Origin of the sequence: Neobacillus sp. PS2-9 (genome assembly GCF_030915525.1) — a bacterium.
In the GTDB taxonomy this organism is placed as follows: domain Bacteria; phylum Bacillota; class Bacilli; order Bacillales; family Cytobacillaceae; genus Neobacillus.
In genome coordinates this window covers 4,088,191-4,110,541 of the sequence record NZ_CP133269.1, presented here as the reverse complement: position 1 = coordinate 4,110,541, position 22,351 = coordinate 4,088,191, and the positions used below count along the sequence as shown (strand labels likewise).

17 protein-coding genes are annotated in these 22,351 nt (G+C 35.9%); 9 read left to right on the top strand and 8 right to left on the bottom strand.

The window, feature by feature from the left end; all coding sequences use genetic code 11:
- Positions 1–338: 338 nt before the first annotated feature.
- Entirely contained in the window at positions 339–1,817 is a 1,479-nt protein-coding gene (locus tag RCG25_RS20600; RefSeq protein WP_308080695.1) for a SulP family inorganic anion transporter, read from the top strand.
- A gap of 212 nt (positions 1,818–2,029) precedes the next feature.
- On the opposite strand, the gene RCG25_RS20595 is transcribed toward RCG25_RS20600, so the two are convergent.
- Entirely contained in the window at positions 2,030–2,611 is a 582-nt protein-coding gene (locus tag RCG25_RS20595) for an undecaprenyl-diphosphatase (RefSeq protein WP_308080694.1), read from the bottom strand.
- 72 nt (positions 2,612–2,683) lie between these two features.
- A complete protein-coding gene (locus tag RCG25_RS20590; protein ID WP_308080693.1) occupies positions 2,684–5,806 on the bottom strand; it encodes an efflux RND transporter permease subunit in 3,123 nt (1,040 codons plus the stop codon).
- Between the two features lie 244 nt (positions 5,807–6,050).
- Here RCG25_RS20590 and pssA point away from each other — a divergent pair, with 244 nt between their 5' ends.
- From pssA to RCG25_RS20570, 4 genes are all read left to right on the top strand, one after another.
- On the top strand, positions 6,051–6,542 hold the full coding sequence (pssA, locus tag RCG25_RS20585; protein ID WP_308080692.1) for a CDP-diacylglycerol--serine O-phosphatidyltransferase: 492 nt from the start codon (positions 6,051–6,053) through the stop codon (positions 6,540–6,542).
- Between the two features lie 206 nt (positions 6,543–6,748).
- A complete protein-coding gene (locus RCG25_RS20580) occupies positions 6,749–8,026 on the top strand; it encodes a VTT domain-containing protein (RefSeq protein ID WP_308080691.1) in 1,278 nt (425 codons plus the stop codon).
- 58 nt (positions 8,027–8,084) lie between these two features.
- Positions 8,085–8,801 (top strand): response regulator transcription factor, encoded by a 717-nt coding sequence (locus RCG25_RS20575; RefSeq protein WP_308080690.1) that lies wholly within the window; start codon positions 8,085–8,087, stop codon positions 8,799–8,801.
- Positions 8,779–10,140, top strand: a complete 1,362-nt coding sequence (locus RCG25_RS20570; protein ID WP_308080688.1) for a sensor histidine kinase — start codon at positions 8,779–8,781, stop codon at positions 10,138–10,140. Before RCG25_RS20575 ends, RCG25_RS20570 begins: the two co-directional genes overlap by 23 nt.
- 62 nt (positions 10,141–10,202) lie before the next feature.
- Here RCG25_RS20570 and RCG25_RS20565 read toward each other — a convergent pair whose 3' ends face one another.
- The 4 genes from RCG25_RS20565 to RCG25_RS20550 form a co-directional block, all read right to left on the bottom strand.
- Positions 10,203–10,808, bottom strand: a complete 606-nt coding sequence (locus RCG25_RS20565; RefSeq protein WP_308084235.1) for a YdhK family protein — start codon at positions 10,806–10,808, stop codon at positions 10,203–10,205.
- Between the two features lie 172 nt (positions 10,809–10,980).
- Positions 10,981–12,165: an alanine racemase gene (alr, locus tag RCG25_RS20560; RefSeq protein WP_308080687.1), complete on the bottom strand. Its 1,185-nt coding sequence runs from the start codon at positions 12,163–12,165 to the stop codon at positions 10,981–10,983.
- Positions 12,166–12,230: 65 nt separating this feature from the next.
- On the bottom strand, positions 12,231–13,364 hold the full coding sequence (ald, locus tag RCG25_RS20555) for an alanine dehydrogenase (RefSeq protein ID WP_308080686.1): 1,134 nt from the start codon (positions 13,362–13,364) through the stop codon (positions 12,231–12,233).
- Between the two features lie 128 nt (positions 13,365–13,492).
- On the bottom strand, positions 13,493–14,725 hold the full coding sequence (locus tag RCG25_RS20550) for a PucR family transcriptional regulator (RefSeq protein ID WP_308084234.1): 1,233 nt from the start codon (positions 14,723–14,725) through the stop codon (positions 13,493–13,495).
- 344 nt (positions 14,726–15,069) lie between these two features.
- On the opposite strand from RCG25_RS20550, the gene alaP reads away from it, so the two are divergent.
- The gene (alaP, locus tag RCG25_RS20545) at positions 15,070–16,470 is read left to right on the top strand and encodes an alanine permease AlaP (RefSeq protein WP_308080685.1); all 1,401 of its coding nucleotides are present in this window, start codon (positions 15,070–15,072) and stop codon (positions 16,468–16,470) included.
- A 43-nt stretch (positions 16,471–16,513) separates the two neighbouring features.
- Here alaP and RCG25_RS20540 read toward each other — a convergent pair whose 3' ends face one another.
- Both RCG25_RS20540 and RCG25_RS20535 read right to left on the bottom strand, forming a co-directional pair.
- Positions 16,514–18,745, bottom strand: coding sequence for an MMPL family transporter (locus RCG25_RS20540; RefSeq protein ID WP_308080684.1), 2,232 nt, complete (start codon positions 18,743–18,745; stop codon positions 16,514–16,516).
- Positions 18,746–18,827: 82 nt separating this feature from the next.
- On the bottom strand, positions 18,828–19,469 hold the full coding sequence (locus RCG25_RS20535; protein ID WP_308080683.1) for a TetR/AcrR family transcriptional regulator: 642 nt from the start codon (positions 19,467–19,469) through the stop codon (positions 18,828–18,830).
- A gap of 150 nt (positions 19,470–19,619) precedes the next feature.
- Between RCG25_RS20535 and RCG25_RS20530 the strand changes: the two genes are divergently transcribed.
- From RCG25_RS20530 to RCG25_RS20520, 3 genes are all read left to right on the top strand, one after another.
- Positions 19,620–20,405, top strand: a complete 786-nt coding sequence (locus tag RCG25_RS20530) for a 5'-nucleotidase, lipoprotein e(P4) family (protein WP_374121088.1) — start codon at positions 19,620–19,622, stop codon at positions 20,403–20,405.
- A gap of 145 nt (positions 20,406–20,550) precedes the next feature.
- The gene (locus tag RCG25_RS20525) at positions 20,551–21,435 is read left to right on the top strand and encodes a permease (protein WP_308080680.1); all 885 of its coding nucleotides are present in this window, start codon (positions 20,551–20,553) and stop codon (positions 21,433–21,435) included.
- A 14-nt stretch (positions 21,436–21,449) separates the two neighbouring features.
- On the top strand, positions 21,450–22,298 hold the full coding sequence (locus tag RCG25_RS20520) for a TIGR03943 family putative permease subunit (RefSeq protein WP_308080679.1): 849 nt from the start codon (positions 21,450–21,452) through the stop codon (positions 22,296–22,298).
- Positions 22,299–22,351 lie beyond the last annotated feature (53 nt).

Sequence of the window (22,351 nt, the reverse complement as noted above, 5' to 3'; positions counted from 1 at the left end):
AGGCTGCTGATAACGATACAGCAGCCTTATTTATACCAAACGATAATTGGCGTAATTCGTTCAATTCCCCCGCCAATTCCCCAGAGAATCCAAAGAGAACTCCTAATGTCACACTATTAATATTCCCATAACTTCCAATAAAATTATTAGTAAAATAGATGTTATGCCGAAAACCGAAGGAAAATGGCGTAAACCTAAGATGGGACAAGATGTGTGCGTTTTCATTTAATTTCACAAATTTGTCACAATCCTTTATACTTTGTTTTGTTAACAACGGACCCGACTTTCATGAGAGTTGAAAGTCATAAAAAAACAAAACAAAGGGAGAGGTGCTAAGTTTGAATTTAAGTACAATTAAATATTCATGGTTTGGAAACGTCAAGGGAGATGTTTTAGCAGGTATTGTTGTTGCGCTTGCTTTAATTCCAGAGGCAATTGCATTCTCAATTATCGCAGGTGTAGATCCGATGGTGGGATTGTACGCTTCATTTTGTATTGCCGTTACGATTGCTTTTGTGGGTGGAAGACCTGGGATGATCTCAGCTGCCACGGGTGCAACGGCTTTATTAATGGTGACACTGGTTAAAGATCATGGTTTGCAATATTTACTGGCAGCAACCATTCTAACTGGAGTTTTACAAATAATCATGGGAGCTTTAAAACTAGGTCGTTTGATGAAATTTGTTCCTAGATCCGTAATGACTGGATTTGTTAATGCCCTTGCAATATTAATCTTTTCAGCTCAATTAGTTCAATTTAAAGGAGCAACATGGCAGATGTATGCCATGGTCGCAGGTGCTTTAGCTATTATTTACATCCTACCTCGTTTTACAAAAGCTGTTCCATCACCATTAGTTGCGATTATTGTAATTACAGCAATTTCAATATTTACAGGAAGCGATGTTCGTACTGTTGGGGACATGGGTGAATTGACCTCCAAATTACCGATATTTTTGATTCCAGACATTCCGTTTAACTTAGAGACATTTCAAATCATTTTTCCTTATTCCTTGTCTATTGCTATGGTAGGACTAGTGGAAACACTTTTAACTGCTTCTATAGTAGATGACATGACAGATACAGAAAGTGATAAAAATAAGGAAGCACGTGGGCAAGGTATCGCTAATATTGTATCAGGATTTTTTGGCGGTATGGCTGGATGTGCGATGATTGGTCAGTCTGTCATCAATGTTAAATCTGGTGGTAGAGGACGTTTATCTACATTTGTTGCAGGTGCATTTTTATTGACACTAATCATGTTGCTTAAAGGATTCCTAGTACAAATTCCAATGGCTGCATTAGTCGGAGTTATGTTTATGGTTTCAATTGGAACTTTTGATTGGTCTTGCCTAAAAACATTAAAAAAGGTACCAGTTACCGATACGATTGTTATGATCGTGACTGTTATTACAGTGGTAAAGACGGATAACTTATCTATGGGTGTTTTGGTGGGAGTTATACTAAGTGCCATTTTCTTTGCTTCAAAGATTTCAAAAGTGAAAGTAACGAGCCTTTCAGCTAAGGGTTCTCATAAAAAGATTTATCATGTTTCGGGTCAACTTTTCTTTGCTTCCGTAACCGATTTTGTTAAAAGTTTTGATTTTAAAGAAAACATAAATGAAATTGATTTAGATTTATCAAATGCTCATCTTTGGGATGATTCTGCTGTTGGTGCCATTGATAAAGTGGTCATAAAGTATCATCAAAATGGTGTTAAGGTAAATCTAAAAGGATTAAACACGGAAAGCAATAAACTCATTGACAAAATTGCAGTTCATAACAAGCCTGGTGGACTTGAGAAAGTTGCTAGTCACTAAAGGGTTAAATACACTTTCTGCTCTAAATATTATTGTGAATTTTTGAAAATGAAGGAGCCTGTCACCAAGGGATAATTATGCCTTGGTGACAGGCTTTTTTTGCATCTTCAATTTCAAATAAAATTATGATTTTACATCCATGTTTAATGGAAGCTCATATAAAACAAGGGGGACAGCTAATGTTTTAGCTGTCCCTTTAAGATATTTCAACATCAATTATGTTTTACTTTTTGATTAGTCTTCGGAACTAAAGGGATTTGATTATAAATATTAATTATTGTTTGAGGAATGGGGATTAATAAGGAACTAAATTTGTAAATAAGTGTACTTGCAAATAACCCTACAACCAAGCTGCCAAGTACATCAAATGGATAATGATGTCCCACGTAAATTCGAGATATCCCTGTTAAAATTGCAAACACAAGCATACCTAAACCAATTTTCCGTTGGGGCAACAATACCGCTAGTGCTAGGGAAAAAGCCCCTGTTGAATGGTCGCTTGGAAAAGAAGTATCTTTTGCATGTTGAATTAGCAGATGAACCTTATGTGTTTCAAATGGTCGGGGTTCATAATAAATATGCCCTAGGATAAAATTTATAAACAGCCCTAACCCACCAGTTATTGCAGCATACACAACAGAATATTTATGTTGTTCTTTGCCAAAAAACCACATAAGAAGTAAAACGATAGCGTAAACAATCAGAGCATAGTGCGTAGTAAAAACCATTAATCTATCCATAATGGGATGTTTACCTGCAAATTGATTGATTGCTTGAAATATATTGTAATTCATTTTATCACCCATTTCTTTTATCTGACTTCATTCATTGTTAATGAAGCCAGATACAAAATTGTACATAAAATTCTAATTAATAGTTTTTGTAGTTGTTGTAATATTTTTTGAAGCAGATTTTTTATGCAACCATTCATAAATGATTGGAATGATGATAAAGCTGTTGATTGTAGAAGTTATCATGCCACCAATCACAACAATACCAAGTGTTTGAGAAATGACCGTATCAGCATTATGAGAAAATGCAAGTGGTAACAACGTAAGGACTGTTGCTGCTGCTGTCATTAATATAGGTCTAATCCTTGAAAGGCTACCATTTAATACTGCCTCTTTAATAGGCATTCCTTCTCTGCGATTTCTTTCAATTTTATCAATTAACACTATTCCGTTCGTCACTACAATACCTGTAAGCATAAGAACACCGATTAATGCGGCCAAATTCCATTCTCCATGGAACAAAATTAGTGTAATGACTACACCACTTAAAGCAAGTGGAATGCTTAAAAGTACAGATAACGGTGCTCTCCATCCCTTGAAAATGGAAGACGTGATTAGTAAAACTAATAGGATCGAAAAAGCAACGGCAACTGACATATCGAAAATCATTTGTTTTACTTGTTCTGAAATTCCTCCTAATGAGTACGTTACATCTTTAGGAAGTTTCATGCTGCTTAGAGCTTTGTCTGCTTGACTTGACACTTTACTAATATCATTTGATGTAATCTGTGCTGTGACAAGGGAGAATGGTTCGCCATCTCGTTCGCTAATCGTTGAAGGAGCCTGATTTTTTGTAATCTTTGCTAATTGGTCAAAACGGACCATTTCACCATTATTGCCAATAAACGTTTCAGTAGATAGAGATGCAATAACATCATCAGCAGTTGCATTTATGCTAATCGTTGCATTTGTTCCTGATGCGATTTGATCTAAATATTGGTCAACAGGAAGTGCTTTGTGATCCACCGTAATAGTTGCGTCTTTCGATTGAGACATATAACGATTGATGACCATTAGAATGTCCGCAACTTTTACACCTTTATTTTGAATTGCTTTTTGGTCAAATGTTACTTTGTACTTAGGTGCACCGTTCGTTAAATCAACTTTTCCATCAACACTTAAGTCGGCAATTTTTGATAAGTTCGTTCTTGCTTCTTGAGCTACTTGATCCAAAGTCGCTTGATTTGAACCAGTAAACAAGATACGCATTTGTGAATCATCACCAGAAATGTTTTGGCTTGTTACAGTAAAAGTAACATCTTTAGATAATGACGGAAGTTGCTTTTTCAATTGTTTAATGACTGAATCAGCATCTTTGTCATTCTTCAATACGACGGAAAGGTTAGCGACGTTTGGATAGGTTATAAAGCCGCCACCCTGGTCAAACACATCATCACTTTGTGGTGTCATGGTTGAACCGAAATTGGCTGAGTATGCCGTAACCTTTGAATTTTCTTTTAATGCTTTCTCGATTTTTTGTACTTCAGAATTTACTTGAATTAAGGTGCTTCCTTTTGGCAATTCTGCTTTAATGGCAATTTGTCCGATTTTTCCACTAGGTAATAAACTTACTGGAAGAAAAGCGGAATAAGCACCAGCAGCTAAAAACACTAAGATCGATACAATAATCATTTCTTTCTTATGTTTAAAAGCTGATTGAAGAATTGGCTTCATTTTTGAGTCGAGTTTGACGGTTTGTTTTTCCCCGTTTCCGCCTTTCCATCCTATAAAAGCAAGTGCAGGAATCACAAGCATCGCAACAAAGAATGAAATGATTAAGGCAATTACGACCGACCAAGCAAAACCGCTGTATGAAGCACTTATGGCTCCACCAACAAATGCAATAGGAATATAAACAGAAATCGTTGTTAACGTAGAACCTAAGATTGCTGGAATCATTTCAACGACAGATAATGCGAGAATAGCAAGTAAGGGCTTATCCTTCTGTTCTTCTCTCTTTCGGTACATGTTGTCAAGGATAACAATCGAGTCATCGACAATTCGGCCCATCGCTACAATCAAACCTGAAACGGTTAGAATATTTAGCGTGATACCCATTGATTTTAAGAAGGCCGTTGTTGCTAGTAATGAAATTGGTAGTGAAATCGCAATTAATAATGTGCTTCTTACATTTCGGAAAAAGAAGAACACACAAATCATTGAAAATAAACAGCCAAGTAAACCTTCTCGTACCAATCCGAACAGAGAACTGTTTAATTCTTTTTCACGGTCAAGTAGAACTTTGAACGAAACATCTTTTGGATTTACGGTATCCAATTGAAGATGTGCCACACGGTCTTTTACTTGGTCAGCCACATCTGTAATATTGGCCGATGGTGTTTTGATAACATTTAAAGTTACACTCGGCGCTCCGTTTGTTCTGGAAACGGTTTTTACGTCATTTAAAGAATGAGTGATGGTACCAAACGCTGATATAGGAATAACTTTTCCTTCCTTATTTTTAATTGTTGCGTTTTCCATTTGTTGCACTGTTAATGGTAATCCATCAAATGAAACTGGTATGGATAATTGATTGTTTACGATATTCCCTTGAGGCATGGATGGAACTGCCAACACAAAAGATTTATTCACATCATCCAAAGTTAATCCGTTTTTTAATAGGTCCTTCATACGGATGGTTAATACATATCCATCTTTCGCTCCACCAATGACTGATACATCTGATACACCAGGAACAGATTTTAATTGTTTCCCAATTTCCTGTGTTGCAGTTGAACGTAGTGTTTGTTCATCCAATTTTGAACTGGTGACACTGTAAGTCAAAATCGGGAATGAACTAGTTGTTAAACGTGTTACCGAAGGAGTGCTTGTAATAGTTGATGGAAGATCCGCATTTGCCAACGCTTTGTTTACTTGATCTTCCGCTAGTTTCATGTCTGTATCCATTGGGAAATACAAACTCATAAATAATCCGCCATCATAAGATGTGCTTTCCACATTAGAAAGTTCATCTACTACTTTGACAGCACTTGCCAAATTATCGGTCACTTGCTGTTTTACTTGTTCAGCCTGTAAACCAGGAACTCTCATACTAACTGAAAGAGTAGTATTGTTAATCCCAGGCAAATAATCTTTTTGCATCTGGTAAGCAGAGATTCCTCCCCAAGCCAAAATGATTACAACACACACAATCATAAGAATGGCTCTTTGCATGGTAGCTTCTATTAGTCTTTTCATTGCTTTTCCTCCCCAAAGTTTTATATCAACTTAACCCAAATAACTTTGTTGTTTTTGTAGTGAATTCAAGAATAATACTTCAATCAAGTAGGGCAAGTTAATGATATAAAATAAACCTGTATATTCCCCTAATAAATCATTAATCTTTCATTAAGATGCAAAATGTGGTTTAAAGAATAAACGGAAGGATATATAGAAAATTCTAATTAAAGTGGTGAAATTGCTAAAGTCAGGAGGGACAACCTTGTTTAGTCAGGTAGCAAAAGCGGTACCCAATTTATTTACATTGGGAAATTTATTGTGTGGAGTTCTTTCCATAACTTGTAATATGAGTGGATTTTTAGAAGTTGCTTCTATTTTAATTGTTATTTCAGCTATTTTTGATCTTCTTGACGGGAGGGTTGCAAGAGGATTAAAAGTTAACAGTGAAATAGGTGTACAATTGGATTCCTTAGCGGATATTGTTAGTTTTGGTGTTGCTCCTGCGCTGATATTTCATACAATTGAATCAACGTCCATTTTAACTTCTTTGGCATTTATCCTTTTCCCAATAATGGGTGCGTTAAGATTAGCTAAGTTTAATGTTAAACCAACCATTGGGTATTTTAGCGGATTGCCAATTCCAGCAGCTGGATTGCCGCTTGCTGCAATGGGGTTCTTTTCTTATAGCAATGCATGGATTACTTTAATTCTTGCTCTTTTAATGGTAAGTCCTATTAAGGTTAAAAAACTTTAATCTATAATTCAGAAAAAAGCTAATAACCTTTTCGAAGGGAAATAGCTTTTTTATTTTATCCATTAATCTTTTTGTACTCTTAATAAAACATTAATTATCCATTAAAAAATAAAATCCAATCTAAAATGGTGGTACATTGTTAGTAAAGCTAACACGATTGTTCTACTTAAGTTGATTTCCTTTTCATAAACTATGGGGGCATTAATATGTCATATTTAATATCATTATTTGAACAACACAGTTATCTGATATTATTTATTGGTATTTTTCTAGAACTCTTAGCTCTGCCAATATCAGGGGAATTTTTAATGAGCTATGCTGGCTATTTCGTATTTCAGGGGAAAATGAATTACGCTTTGGCACTCTTTACTGTCTTTCTTTCAGGTGGTGTTGGTATTACCGTAACGTACTGGATTGGTAAAGCTGGAGGCTATAAATTAATCGAAAAATATGGGAAATTCATTCATCTGGGACCTGAGAGATATAAAAAAACGGCCGCTTGGTTTGATCAATCAGGTAGTAAACTCTTGGTCTTTGCCTATTTTATTCCAGGGATAAGGCACTTTACTGGTTATATTTCGGGTATTTCTAGAATGCCTTTCCGAAAATTTTTCATTCCCGCTTACACAGGATCATTTCTATGGGGATTTTGTTTTATTACTTTAGGAAAAGTTTTGGGACCTCGTTGGGAGGTTTTTCATCAATCAGCAAGTAAGTATTTTATGTTTTTTATTATTGTTTTTATGATAGTGTTACTTGGGTATTTAGCTTATCGATATTATAAAGTTAAAATAAAGGAATCTATTATTCATTTGTTGAAGCAATTGATTGTACGATTGAAAACAATTAGAGCAACTGAAATATTTCTTATTTTTCTTACTTTAGTTTTAATTGGAATGGTTACCTTGATGCTTGGACTAGCTCAAGATTATTTATATAATGAGTTCACTCAATTTAATGAAATTGTTGAATACATGGTTCAATCTGTGGTTTATATGAACTGGATGAAAATATTTCTCGTATTCAAAACTCCATATGCTCTAGGTGCATTGATTTGTGTAACGATTATAAGAATTTGGACAAAAGGAAGGAACAAGCTCTTAGAATATCTTCTACTCATTGTTTCAATATTAGGAGCAATGCTGTTTCATGAAACAATCATACAAATTTTTAGCTATCTTGAATTGATAGGGTTCACTGGAAAATATCATTCCGATAAATTTCCTGATCTAAACGCTACTATTACCTTCATTATATATGGAGCATGTTTATTTTTACTTAACCGACATTCGCAAAAGAATTATAAGCCTATTTTGGGAAGTATCTTTGGATTTATCTTATTAATAGGTATAGCAATTGAAACAATTGCATCGAATAATGCACTGCCAAGTGATATTGTTGGTGGTTATGTATATGGCTGTGTCTGGCTAGTTTTTAATATCTTATTGTTTGAAATGTTACGACTTGTGATGGAAAAGTATTGAGCGGAAATTAAGGTAACAAAGGGGTTTATTTACTATTGGTTAGAAGGGATGAGTGTAGATGAGTACACATATTCTTGTCATTGAAGATGAGGTTCAGATTGCTCGTGTTTTAAAAGTGGAATTAGAGTACGAGGGCTATCAAGTAACAGTAGAACATGATGGTAAGGCAGGATTAGAAACCGCCTTGCAAACGAAAATGGACTTGATTTTGTTGGATGTCATGCTGCCGGGGTTAAGCGGAATAGATGTTTTAAGAAGATTAAGAAAGGAAAATTGTAATACCCCTGTCATTCTTTTAACAGCTAGAAATACTACTTTTGATAAAGTAGCGGGATTGGATCAGGGTGCTAATGACTATGTCACAAAGCCTTTTGAAATAGAAGAATTATTAGCAAGAATACGTGCATGCCTGCGAAATACTCCTAAAAATGAAGAATCCTACGAAGAGAAATCTATATTGACAGTGGATGACCTAATCATAAACACAGAAACAAGAGAAGTAAAAAGAGGAAGAAAATCTATTACATTAACACCCAAAGAATATGATTTCTTGGTGTATTTAGTACTCAATAAAAATAAAGTGGTTACACGAGATAATATTATTCTTAAGGTTTGGGGGTATGAATACGAGGGTGAAACTAACGTAATTGATGTTTTTATTAGACATCTAAGAAAAAAAATTGATGAAGACTTCCCTACTCAATTAATTACTACTATAAGAGGAATTGGTTTTACCATAAGGGAGATTATTGATGAAGATCACAACAAAAATTAATTTATTAACGACTGCTTGGATGCTTTGCATATTAATCCTTATAAATTTCGGTGTTTTTTTATTATTTATGAAAACAACAGTAAATATGGAAGAAGATATGCTTTTTCAAAAAGCAGGAGATATAGTAAAAGACCTTAATACAATTCAATCTTTTACTAGTATGAAAAGGGAATTAGAAGATTATTTAACAGAACATTCCTATATAAGAATTATGGATCAAAAGAACAAGCTGATTTATGAGGTGACAAATGACAAGTTACTTTCAAAAAAAATTAAAGGTCAATCAACATTAATAAAACAGACTAAAACCCATCTGATTTCTACTGAACATGGAGAAGAGGAAGTATTGATTGTTCGTGTTCCATTTTATAATGGAAATAAAACCTTGGAAATTGGAGAACGATTAAGGGGGCTAGAAGCGAGAAAAGAAATGTTAAGGGCAATCTTAATTATTTCTACTGTATTAGCTGCTTTATTATCTTTGCTGGGAGGAAGATGGCTAGCTAATATGATAATGAGACCGATAGCTAATATGATTAAAACGATGGAGGAAATAGAAAAGAGTGGTGTTCCTAAAATCATCACCGTTCAAAATAAGACAAAAGATGAACTCCAAACCATGGCGAGAACCTTTAACCGTATGATTAATAGGCTTCTAATAAATATGGAAAGACAAAAACAATTTGTTTCTGATGCATCGCATGAATTAAAGACACCATTAACAGTCATTAAGAGCTACGCTAATCTTCTAAGGAGACATGGAATAGAAAATAATGAAATGGCGGAAGAAGCACTTAAAGCCATTCATTCTGAGGCAACTAGAATACAAAAAATGACCGAAACTTTTTTAGAATTAGCCACATTAGAAAAAGAAAATGTATTAGAAATAAACGAAGTAAATTTGGTTAATTTATGCAAAGATATTTTAAAACAACTAAAAGATGTTTATAAGCGGGAAATAACATTACATTATGAAGAAATTCCCATCATCATTCGTGCAGATGAATTAAAGATTAAACAAGTTATCATCATCTTGCTGGATAATGCGATTAAATATAGCAATGACAGAATTGAAGTCTTTTTAAAAAAGGATCAGCATCATGCAATCATTGATATAAAAGATTATGGAATTGGGATACCAAAAGAAGAAATAGACAATATTTTTGAACGGTTTTACAGAGTGGATAAAGCAAGAAGCCGAGAAACTGGAGGTTCTGGATTGGGTCTTCATATTGCCAAAAGTATTATAAAACTACACAAAGGGGATATTAAAATAATTAGCAAAGAAGGATCAGGAACCAATGTAGAGTTACTTTTACCAATTAATAATGGAAATTGAAATAAGTTATAGTGAAAAAGGAATAGCCAAATATGTAAGGGCTATTCCTTAAACTTTTATGATTATTGCTTAGCTGAAAGTTCGCCTTCTGTTACCCATTTATGATTTGTCACTTTTTCTCCACCAGTTGTCGGTGTGTAATCAACCATATAAACTGTTGTTTGTTCGGCTGAATCAATTACAGCAGTCGCACCCTTCATCCCCTTCATATGGTCTGCCTCTACGTTAATTTCGTCCCCTGGATTATAGGGCTTGTCACTAGCGTCTTTAATTTCTTCATGTATAATCCATTTGTGATTTGTCACCTTGTCTCCGCCAGTTGTCGGTGTATAAGAAATTGTATAAACAGTAGTATCATAAGCACCTACAATGGTTGCTTCTGCACCATTCATTCCTTCCATATGGTCTGCGTGAATTATTGCATGACTTCCGACTTTAAAGGTTGGATTTTCGGCTTCTTTTAAATCTTCTGGTACTTCACCAGTACTTGAATGATTCATGCCTTCCATACCTTTATGGTTCATATTACTTGAATCCTTATCTTGCTCTGTTTTTTTCTCACCATGATTAGTATTTGAATGTTCATTCCCGTTAACATTTGAACATGCCGCTAAAAATAAGGCAGTAATCACGGTGAAAAGAAATAAGACAGTACGATTTTGCACTATTATTACCTCCTTGTAGTTAGTTACTGATTCATTATACAACCTAAATGTGCAGGATTTATGCAGAACGAATCATACTCGGGTGCTCTAAAATTGTTTTTCCCTTTTTTATGAAAATAACACATCAATAAAGCCCAATGAAATAATCCCTCTTGTGTTAAAAGAGGGATTATTTTTAGCTAACATAGCATTTATGTTTATTTATTTCAAAATCAACTGAGTCTTTCTTAAATAAATATACTCTTGGTACTCGTTTTCCGATCAAACAAACAACTTCGTAATTGATGGTGCCCATCCATTCTGCCAGTTGATCTACGGATTGAAAGGAGGAATGACTGGTCCCAAAAATGGTCACTTCATCACCTACCGTGCAATTTTCTATCTCTGTTATATCAATCATTGTTTGGTCCATACATACCCGGCCTGTAATCTTAGCATGCTGATTACGAATTAAAACCGTTCCTTTATTTGAAAGAAGACGGGAAAGGCCGTCAGCATATCCGATTGGAAGAGTGGCAATCTTACTATCTTTTTTTGGACTCCAAGTACATCCATAGCTAATTGGTTGAGAAGCCTCTACATTTTTCAAAGCAGCAATTCTAGTTTTCAGACTCATGGCTTGTTTTAGTTGAAGGGGGTGACTTTTTAAAGACCTATCTGGATACAAACCGTACAAGGCAATTCCAATTCTGACCATATCCATATGCATTTCTGGAAAATTCATGGTGGCAGCACTATTACAACAATGCTTAATTGGAATGGGAATTTGCTTGCTGTCCAAATAGGACAGGATTGATTGGAACTTTTGGAACTGCTTATAAGTATAAGTGGGATCCTCATTGTCTGCATTGGAGAAATGAGTAAATACCCCTTCAAGATATACGTATTCAGCAGTCATAACTTTTTCGGCAAGAAGTGAGGCCTCTTCAGAGGAAGTCACACCAATTCTAGACATGCCAGTATCAATCTTTAAATGGACATATGCGGTTTTACATAACTGAGCAGAATGGAAGATAATTTCGTCCAATACTTCATCATCAAATACAGTTAGTGTAATGTTGTACTGAATAGCTTCTTTAACTGATCGTGGAGGCGTATAACCTAGAATGAGAATGGGTGTTACTAATCCAGCCTCTCTAAGCTGAATAGCTTCATCTAAAAGAGCCACCCCTAAATAGTCAGCACCTGCCAAAATGGCAGCTTTAGCGACGTATACAGCCCCGTGTCCATATCCATCTGCCTTTACAACAGCCATTAGTTTAGATTGATGTTGGACAAATTGTCTGAACTGAATCACATTAGCTTGAATATGATCAAGCGATACTTCGGCCCAAGTATCACGGTAACTCATTTGGTGCATCTAATACCATCTCCCTATAAAGAAAAAATCCCCTCAAGAGTTGTCTCGAGGGGATTAATCAATTATTAGTTAGCAGCTAGTTCTTTTTCTAATGCCTTTTCTACTGTTACATAGTCATAGCCTAGATCTTTTGCCACTGCTTCGTAAGTGATTTCTCCGTTTGCCACGTTCACACCAAGCAATAATGCAGCATTTTCAGAAATAGCTTTGAATACCCCTTTGTTTGCAATCTGCAACGCATATGGTACAGTAACGTTTGTTAGAGCAATAGTAGAAGTTCTTGGAACTGCTCCAGGCATATTAGCTACAGAATAATGTACGACACCATGCTTAACAAATGTTGGGTTATCATGAGTTGTTACATGATCGATTGATTCAACGATACCACCTTGGTCGATAGCTACGTCGACAATCACGGAACCAGGTTTCATTGCCTTAACCATTTCCTCAGTCACAAGCTTAGGAGCTTTTGCACCTGGAATTAAGACTGCACCAATTAAAAGGTCAGCTTCAGCTACAGCTTCAGCGATATTGAATGGATTAGACATTAATGTTTTGATTTGGTTTCCGAAAATATCATCAAGCTGACGGAGACGGTCCGCACTTAAATCGATAATAGTTACATCAGCCCCAAGGCCGATTGCCATTTTAGCTGCGTTTGTTCCAACGATACCGCCACCAACTATGGTTACTTTCCCACGGTTCACACCAGGGACACCCGCAAGTAAGATACCTTGTCCGCCGTTATTTTTTTGTAAGAACTGTGCGCCAATTTGAGCAGCCATACGTCCTGCAACTTCACTCATTGGTGTAAGAAGTGGAAGAGTTCTGTTTACTGATACAGTTTCATAAGCGATGGCGATTACGCCTGACTGCTTTAATGCTTCTGCTAAAGCAGGTTCTGCTGCAAGGTGTAAATAAGTAAATAATATTAACCCTTGACGGAAGTACTTGTATTCACTTGATAAAGGCTCTTTAACCTTCATGATCATTTCAGCTTTTGTCCATACTTGCTCTGCTGTATCAATAATCTCAGCACCAGCTTTAGCATAATCCTCATTAGTGAAACCGCTTCCAATTCCAGCGTCCTTTTCAATTAAAACTGTATGACCAGCATTTAAAAATGAAACAACACCAGCCGGAGTAAGAGCTACACGATTTTCATTATTTTTAATTTCCTTAGGAACCCCAATAAACATAATCTATTTCCTCCCCTTGAAACATTGAATTGATTTGCTATGGCTAAAGTATAAAACGTTTACAAAAGAATTTCTTTGTTAAGAAAGGAGAAAGATTTTCATTCTTTTTGGGGATTTTCACAAAATGTTCAAATCCCCTGGTATTTGGCTAGCTTCAAATCGAGAAGAAGCATTATTTTTTGATTGGGGTCCTTGAAATTAACTTCACCAATCTCTGTAATGCGTTTGAGTCGATAATTTAGCGTGTTGGCATGGACATTTAATTCCTTGGCTGCATCATTAATGTTTGAATCCTTATTTAAAAAGACCTCTAACGTTTCAATGAGATTGCTTTTATGTTTTTGGTCATACTCTTTGATTCTTTTTAATGCGTAATTTTCGTACGCTTCATTTTTTCTGTTTTCTAGGATCATTTCAAAGAGTTGATAAATTCCCAGTCGTTGATAACTAAAGATCTCCTTCGTTTCTATAGGGAATTTTTCGTTTATTGATAAAACAATTAATGCTTCCTTATAGGCTTTTCCTATTTTTTGAAAGTCATCATAAATACTGCTATAGACCGGATGGATATTCCTCATTCCATAGCGGTCGTTCATTTTTGAGAGGAAGTTTTCGGCAAAATGATCGAGTTCTTGTAAGGGATTCTCGATATGAGATGCTTGTACCAGTAAGATCAGTTGGTTGCAGTCAATGGTATTTAGTAAAATCTTCATTCGCTGAGCGGTCTTTAATAGATAAGAAATTTCATGTTCTTCTTTAGTTGTGATATTTTGTTGGAACTGAAAAACAAAAACAGCAAAAGACGATGGGGGAGTAATTTGCAATGTTTGAAAGTGCTGAATAATCTCCTCTTTCTCTTTTAAGTGGCCAGTTAATAGTTTCCAAAAGAATTCTTGGGAGCGTTCTTCTTTTTTATTTTTTCTAGTTTGTAGCTGTAACAGTTTATTTTTTACGGCATCTGCGGCCTTTTTTAACAGGGTAAAGTCCTCATCTGTTAATGTTTTATCAATCTCTATTGCCCAAATAAATCCTAATACCTCATCCTGTTTCCAAATCGATATTGCCACTCTATCGCCAAGACCAATGTCATTCATACTTTTCACACGAATAGGTTCATCCGTTTTTAAAAGCGCTGGAATAGTTCCTTCTTTCCACAATTGGTTGATTACTTTTTCCGGAACTCTTCGGCCGATAATCGTAGAAATTCTAGCGGGATCTGTCCGTTCGTCATGTGTACTATAGGCAAGAAGGCGGTGATTCGCATCTTCAATGGTGATTGGGCATTTAAGAACTTGGCTGATAAGATCGGCAAATTCATCTAAGCTTTCAAAGGTAATTTTAAATGGATCATGGTGTTTCATATTCAATTCGGTTTCCTCCAAGATTACGAGAAATAAAAGTTACTTTGTTTAATTTTACAAAAAAAACATGGAAATTTCTCGTATTTCTACAAAAAACTTTGTTCACAAAAATGTTAAGATAATTTCGAGTATTTGTCACAATAGTATTTATTTTCGTAAATACTAATTTGTAAGCGCTAACACATTCTGAAAAGGAGGATTAGAGCGAAAAAATTAATGAATTTTCTTAAAAATAATAGTATTATTTATATTTTAAGAAAGTTTATTATTAAAGGGAATTGTGAGTTTTAACAAAGTGGAGAATGGGAATATTAGAGGTTTGATGATCAAGGGGAGGTTATGATATGAGTAATAACACTCATGGGAAAGAACTTCATCGCGGATTAGAAGAAAGGCATATTACGTTAATGTCATTAGGGGCAGCTATTGGAGTTGGTTTATTTCTTGGGTCTGCAACAGCGATAAAAATGGCTGGACCTGGGATTCTGCTCGGATATGCATTTAGTGGTTTAATCATGTTTTTTATTATGAGAGCCCTTGGAGAAATGGCTATTCAAAAACCTGTTGCAGGGTCATTTAGTAAATATGCAAGAGACTATTTAGGACCACTTGCTGGGTACATAACAGGCTGGAACTATTGGTTCTTATGGGTAGTTACCTGTATGGCAGAGATTACAGCCGTTGGAATTTATATGGAATATTGGTATCCGGATGTTCCACGCTGGATTTGGGCGTTAGCAGCTCTTGTCATCATGGCTACGGTTAATTTTCTTGCAGTAAAAGCATATGGAGAACTCGAATTTTGGTTTGCATTGATTAAAATTGTTACCATTCTGGCGATGATCGTTGTCGGAGCGGGGATGATTTTCTTCGGGTTAGGAAATGGCGGAATTGCAACTGGTATTCATAATTTATGGCAACATGGCGGTCTATTCCCTAATGGAATAAAGGGGGTTTTACTGTCATTACAGATGGTTATGTTTGCATACCTTGGCATTGAAATGATAGGTGTTACTGCAGGTGAGGTAAAGAATCCAGAAAAATCTCTTGCAAGGGCCATTGATTCTGTGTTCTGGCGTATTCTTATTTTTTACGTAGGGGCTTTGTTTGTTATCATGTCTATCTATCCTTGGGAAGAAATTGGAACAAAGGGAAGTCCGTTTGTACTTACATTCGAGAAAATTGGAATCCCAGGTGCAGCAGGAATTATTAACTTCGTTGTACTGACAGCTGCACTTTCATCTTGCAATAGCGGAATTTTTAGTACCGCAAGAATGTTGTTTAACCTTGCAGAGCATGGAGAAGCACCAAAAAATTTTGGTAAGGTTACGAAAAATGGGGTTCCAGGCATGGCTGTAATAGCTTCTGCTGGGGCCTTGTTAATCGGTGTTGTCTTAAATTATATCGTTCCGGCAAAAGTCTTTACATGGGTTACGAGTATTGCTACATTCGGAGCTATTTGGACGTGGGCCGTCATCCTTTTATCACAAATTCGTTACCGTAAAACGTTAAAGCCAAGTGAAATAAAAACATTAAAATATAAGGTGCCGTTCTTCCCTTATACCTCTTATATTTCCTTAGCGTTTTTAGCATTTGTTATTGGTTTGATGGTATATAATCCAGATACTCGAATTGCGTTAGTTATTGGGCCGCTATTTTTAGTATTCTTGGTGGTAGTTTACTATATGAAAGGATTCCATAAGAAAGAATCCCTTCAATCTTCAACGAAAAAACGTGTAAGCTAATTGAAAAGAAAGCAGTGGATTTTCTCCACTGCTTTTTGCTTTGTTATTTTTCTATGTTCCGTTCGACTGCTAACAAGTTCCGCTTGGAGGGCCAGAATGCCCATTTTCCGAGGAGCACAGTAAGCGCAGGAACTAGTAATGGACGAACAATAAATGTGTCTAACAAGACACCGATTGCTGTGATCGTGCCAAAGTGGACTAGTACTTGAATTGGCAGAGTAGTTAAAATGGCAAAAGTTCCTGCGAGAATTAGTCCCGCAGAGGTAATTACAGCACCAGATTCAGCCACCCCTTCTTTAATGGCTTGAAGCAGTGGCATTTCCTTGCTCTTTTTCCAAATACTCGAAATCATAAAGATGTTGTAATCCTCCCCTAATGCCACAATAAATACAAAGGAATAAAGAGGAATAAATCCTTGGATTGCGTCTACATCAAATAGATAATGCAGAACGACCCAACCAAGGCCAAGCGCACTGAAGTATGACAACAGAACTGTTCCTATTAAATAAAGCATGCTAGTAATTGAACGAAGATAGACTAATAATAGTAAGGCAATGATACCAATAACAATGGGGATGATAACAAATGCATCATCTGTTGTCGTTTGTCTGGTATCAAATTGTACGGCAGTTTGACCACCTATCCAAACTTTTTTAGAAGTATCAGCAATACCATCATTTTTCATGATGGATTCAATCTTCTTACGGAGGTCAGGGATATAATCCATGGCTTCATTTGAGTATGGATTAACGTCTAATTCCACATTGTAGCTAACGATATTTTGATCCTGGGCTCCTTGATTTGGATCAGAGACATGTGCCACGTATGGCAGCTTTTCTACACCAGTTTTAACTGAACTTTCTTTCCCGTCTGTTTGCAGGATGATTTGAACAGGGGCAAGTTCGCCTGGATTAAAGTGTTCTGCAATTAGGTCAAATCCCTCTCTTGATGGCATATCCTTTGGAAAAGAAGATAAGGTATCGTACGTATATTGGATCTTAGTTGAGAATAAAGCGAATACCCCTAGAAAGAGAATGGTAGCCGTCATTAGAAGCTTCGGCCTTTTAATAATGAAATCTCCCAGCTTTAATCCAAACCCTTCTTTCTTTATTTTTACTGGGATGGATTTTCCTTTTTTACGTGCCCGTTCTTCTTGCATCTCAGTTGTACGTGGGATGAGCGGGAAGAAGGAGACTCTGCCAAAAATGCTTAATAGGGCTGGAATCAAGGTTAAGCTGGCAATCATCATAATTAAAATTGATACGCTAAAAGGTATAGCAAAACGATGGATGGCACCGTATTTTGATAACAATAACACTAACAATGAAAAGACAACGGTTAGACCACTCATCGCAATGGCTCCGGATGAACCTTTTAAGGAGCGGATCATTGCCACACGTTTATCTTTTTCTACTTCCAAATAACTTCTAAATCTTGAGATAAGGAATAAGCAATAGTCTGTTCCTGCGCCAAAGAGTAGTACCGTCATAATGGAAAGCGCTTGTGAATCGAAGACTGCCCAGCCTGCTTTACCAATTCCTCCAAGTATTGGACTTATAACCCCGTATGCAATTCCTACTCCAAGTAAAGGGATAAGAGCTAAAATAGGGGAGCGGTAAATAACAAGTAGGAGTACTAGAACGATAGCAACTGTACCAAGCAGTAAGGAAAGATCCCCTTGGCTAAATAATTCTGTTGCATCTTGTGCGATACCTGCAGGACCTGTTACCCGCAGAATTAACTTGTTTGCATCTTTGATTTTTGCTTTCGTTGGATCTGGTGAAAATATCGAAGCTGATTTATCTTTTAATTGTTTTATTCCTTCTGCAATCTTTTCCTTGTCTGCCCCCTTTTTAAAGCTTAGGGGCAAAATGAGTGTTGTTCCATCCTTAGATAACTGTTCCTTTAGTACAGGGAGTGGGAACTGATAAAACGGAACAATTGTATCTTGGGATGAAACCGGATTTTCCGTTACATCCTTTGTATATTGCTGAATAAGTGAAAGATCATTGTCTGTAATCCCTGAAACTCGGTACCAGGTTAGGAGCGCAGGAGTCCCTGAGCTTGCTGGAAATTCCTTCTCGGCAATTTTATTTGCTTGCTCCGACCAAGTTTCCTCCGCTAAATTTGGTGCCATTTCATTCTTTTGCGAATTGGCTTGAGGAAGAGTCACGTTTAGAACAGCGGCAAGGACGAGCCAAGCCAAAAGGACAATCCATCTTCCTTTTTTACCACTGACTGCATTTCCATAATTTTTTATCCATTTTTTCTCCAATGTAGTTCACTCCAATCTAAAATTCTCCTTATCAATTGATAAGCTATAGGCAAAGAGAAAAGGCTGTTATTCAGCCTTCTATTTAACGACTAATCCCTTTTAAAAAAATTTCAACAATGAGATTGGCTTTATGCTTTATCATTGCGGTTTGTTCATTCTTTGGCAAGCTTCCAATGTTTGAGGGCTGCAGAATGGATTTAATAATGTTAAGTATTAAAAAAGCCATCTCAGTAGAAGTTGAATCAATCTCTTCTGGATTTTTTATTTCTCCATTAGAGACCCCATCATTAATCATTGTAACTATTGGCATTAGAAACCCTTTTACCCACAATTGATGAACTCGTTGCTGATCTTCAGGGCTTATTTCATGCTGCATGTCATGGAACATTTGTGACATATCCATTTCAAAATGCACCATCATGTAGGTGGTAATTTGAGCGAGTCTATCATCAAAGGCAGCAAATTGAGTTAAGATCCCATTTAAATCCTTTTCAGTGTGATGGAGTGCATGCTCGATCACTGCCACATAAAGTGTTTGTTTGTTTTTAAAGTGATGGTATAGAGCAGGTTGGCTTATGCCGCATAGGTCTGCAATTTGCCTTGTGGATACAGCGCGATACCCATATTCCATAAATAAACGCTCAGCTGTTTTGATTATGATTTGATAGGTTTCTTTAGGATTTATTTCATCATTATGCTTAAAATCTTTACCCATTTTAGACATAGGGTCCTTTCGGAATAATTTGCTTATCAGTTGATAAGTAAACTATATAGAAAAAATAGGAAAATGTAAAGTGAGTAAAAAAGATTTTTTTTTCCATACTAACAAGAAAAAAGTGGGGGGACCTCAGTGAAAAGATGGTTTTCGATTTGCATGACAATTACAGTATTTTTAGGATGCTGCAGCTATACGAAGGCACAAACTATCCAAGGTACACAAGCCAAGTTGCATGAACAAAATACGATGTCTGTATTATGGTTTCAACAATCTGGTGAAGCTAAAGCTTTATATTATCAAGGTTATAACTTAGGAAAATTAAGATTGGATGATTATTTAGGCAAAAAGAAGAAGCACACTAGCTTAAAGCCAGCTATTGTTTTGGATATCGATGAAACGATACTAGACAATAGTCCATACTTGGCTTCGTATGCTGTTTCAGGGAATGGAAACCCTTTTGATTGGAGTAAGTGGTTTAACCGTGCAGAAGCCAAACCTCTTCCAGGCGCGCTTGAATTTTTGAAGTATGCAGATTCTAAAGGAATTGAGATATTTTACATAACAAATCGTTTTGAAGCACAGAAAAATGCAACAATTAAAAACTTAAAAATGGTGGGTGCTCCACAAGCAGATAGAGAACATGTCCTATTACTTCAACCAGGTGAAAAAGGGAAAGAGTCAAGGCGCCAATATGTAGCCAAAACACATGATATTGTCCTATTATTTGGCGATAATTTAGGCGATTTTAGTGAATTTGAAGGATTATCCGTCAAAGAAAGAATAAAGGAAACTCAAAAATACAAAGATATATGGGGAAAGAAATTTATCGTTCTACCTAATCCAATGTATGGGGATTGGGAAGAAGCCATTTATAATTATGATTATAGGAAAACGGACGAAGAAAAAGCTAAACTAAGGATAGAAAACCTGGAGAAAAGATAGCAACCGAAGGGGCTGATTTATTTGTAATGAAATCAGCCTTATTGTTTTGGGAAAATTTATCACTTAAGACCATATTTTTCGTTGGACGTACTAATAAAATAAGAGTATAGTAGACTCCATGATTATAGGTAATAGGAGGACTACTATGTTTGGAATAACATTACCGCAATCATTCTACCAAATGAACACTATATTTATCTCGATCCTAATTGAGGCATTGCCGTTTGTGACGCTGGGAGTTCTAATTTCTGGTATCATTCAAATTTTTGTTACAGAAGAAATGATAGCGAGGATTATGCCAAAAAATAAAATCCTAGCTGTCATTTTTGCTTGTTTTCTGGGGATATTATTTCCATCATGCGAATGCGGGATTGTTCCCATTGTTAGTCGTTTAGTATCAAAGGGTGTACCGATTTCAGCTGGGATTGCCTTTATGTTAACTGCACCGATTATTAATCCCGTTGTATTGTTTGCGACATTCATCGCGTTTGGAAGTGATTGGAAAATTGCGCTTTATCGTGCTTTAGGTGCTATCATTGTTTCCATTCTAGTTGGTATTTTAATCGCCTATGGCTATAAGGATTCTCCATTTAAAGAACAATTTCATCACCATCATGTACATCGAGAGAAGAGTTTGTTAAAGAAAATATGGCAAACACTTGAGCATGCAGTAGAGGAATTTTTCTCCATGGGTAAGTATTTAATTATTGGCTCCTTAATTGCTGCAGCCGTACAAACGTATGTTAAAACAGCTACACTTGTTTCTATAGGTCAAGGTCCAGTATCATCTTCCTTCGTGATGATGACACTATCATTCATTTTATCTCTATGTTCAGAAGCGGATGCTTTTATCGCTTCCTCGTTCAGAACGACTTTTTCTACAGGATCACTATTAGCATTTTTAGTATTTGGACCAATGATCGATATCAAAAATTTAATGATGATGTTGGCAACATTTAAAAAACGGTTGGTATTTATGATTGTGACAGGCGTAACAATTACCGTCTTTTTATACTCTTTATTGTTTTAAGGAGTGATTATATTATGATAAGAAGTTTAATACTCATTGGATTTACTTATTTTTTATTTCATTTGCATATAACCGGAGATATTAATAAATATATTAATATGAAATATTCCTATTTATCTGCAACCGCAGGCTATGCCCTGTTGGTCTTAACAATTGTTCAAATATTTATGCAGAACAAGGACCAATCTAAAGAGCATGAGTGTGGCCATGATCATTGTGGACATAATCATGCTAAGGAAGATAAATGGTACAAAAAGCTTTTCATTTATCCTATCTTTATCTTCCCTATTATTTCGGGATTATTTTTCCCAATCGCAACGCTTGATAGTAATATTGTAAAGGCGAAAGGTTTCCACTTTCCTATTTATGATGAAGGGAAAGGGGATTCGTTCATGCAGCAGCAATTCTTACGTCCTGATACCAGTGTTTATTATGGGAAAGAAGCGTACGATGCGTTAATGAAAAAAGAAAAAAAGAAATATATTAACAAAGATACAATCGTTATAAATGATCAAAATTATTTAAAAGCAATGGAGACTATCTATAATTACTCGGGGGATTTCCTAGGGAAAGAAATTGAGTTCAAGGGCTTTGTTTTTAATGATAGTGAAACGATTGAAAAAAATCAGCTGTTTGTTTTCCGATTTGGAGTCATTCACTGTATTGCAGACTCAGGTGTGTTCGGGATGCTTGTTGACATGCCAAAGGGAACTAACCTCAAAAATGATGAGTGGATTCGTGTAAAAGGAGAAGTCTCAACGATTTATTATCAACCTTTTAAAATGAATATTCCTTATTTAAAGGTTAAAGAGTGGTCAAAGACCACGGCTCCAAAAGAACAATACGTTTTTAGAGGATATTAAGAAGACACCGGATTTTCCGGTGTCTTTTTACTTGATATTGGAAAATGTAATTA

What these genes read in the sequence shown, in the direction of transcription:
- RCG25_RS20595 (WP_308080694.1), bottom strand. Translation starts at nt 2,611, where the DNA reads ATGAATTACAATATATTTCAAGCAATCAATCAATTTGCAGGTAAACAT.
- RCG25_RS20590 (WP_308080693.1), bottom strand. Translation starts at nt 5,806, where the DNA reads ATGAAAAGACTAATAGAAGCTACCATGCAAAGAGCCATTCTTATGATT.
- RCG25_RS20580 (WP_308080691.1), top strand. Translation starts at nt 6,749, where the DNA reads ATGTCATATTTAATATCATTATTTGAACAACACAGTTATCTGATATTA.
- RCG25_RS20575 (WP_308080690.1), top strand. Translation starts at nt 8,085, where the DNA reads ATGAGTACACATATTCTTGTCATTGAAGATGAGGTTCAGATTGCTCGT.
- RCG25_RS20570 (WP_308080688.1), top strand. Translation starts at nt 8,779, where the DNA reads ATGAAGATCACAACAAAAATTAATTTATTAACGACTGCTTGGATGCTT.
- alr (WP_308080687.1), bottom strand. Translation starts at nt 12,165, where the DNA reads ATGCACCAAATGAGTTACCGTGATACTTGGGCCGAAGTATCGCTTGAT.
- ald (WP_308080686.1), bottom strand. Translation starts at nt 13,364, where the DNA reads ATGTTTATTGGGGTTCCTAAGGAAATTAAAAATAATGAAAATCGTGTA.
- RCG25_RS20550 (WP_308084234.1), bottom strand. Translation starts at nt 14,725, where the DNA reads ATGAAACACCATGATCCATTTAAAATTACCTTTGAAAGCTTAGATGAA.
- alaP (WP_308080685.1), top strand. Translation starts at nt 15,070, where the DNA reads ATGAGTAATAACACTCATGGGAAAGAACTTCATCGCGGATTAGAAGAA.
- RCG25_RS20535 (WP_308080683.1), bottom strand. Translation starts at nt 19,469, where the DNA reads ATGTCTAAAATGGGTAAAGATTTTAAGCATAATGATGAAATAAATCCT.
- RCG25_RS20530 (WP_374121088.1), top strand. Translation starts at nt 19,620, where the DNA reads ATGACAATTACAGTATTTTTAGGATGCTGCAGCTATACGAAGGCACAA.
- RCG25_RS20525 (WP_308080680.1), top strand. Translation starts at nt 20,551, where the DNA reads ATGTTTGGAATAACATTACCGCAATCATTCTACCAAATGAACACTATA.
- RCG25_RS20520 (WP_308080679.1), top strand. Translation starts at nt 21,450, where the DNA reads ATGATAAGAAGTTTAATACTCATTGGATTTACTTATTTTTTATTTCAT.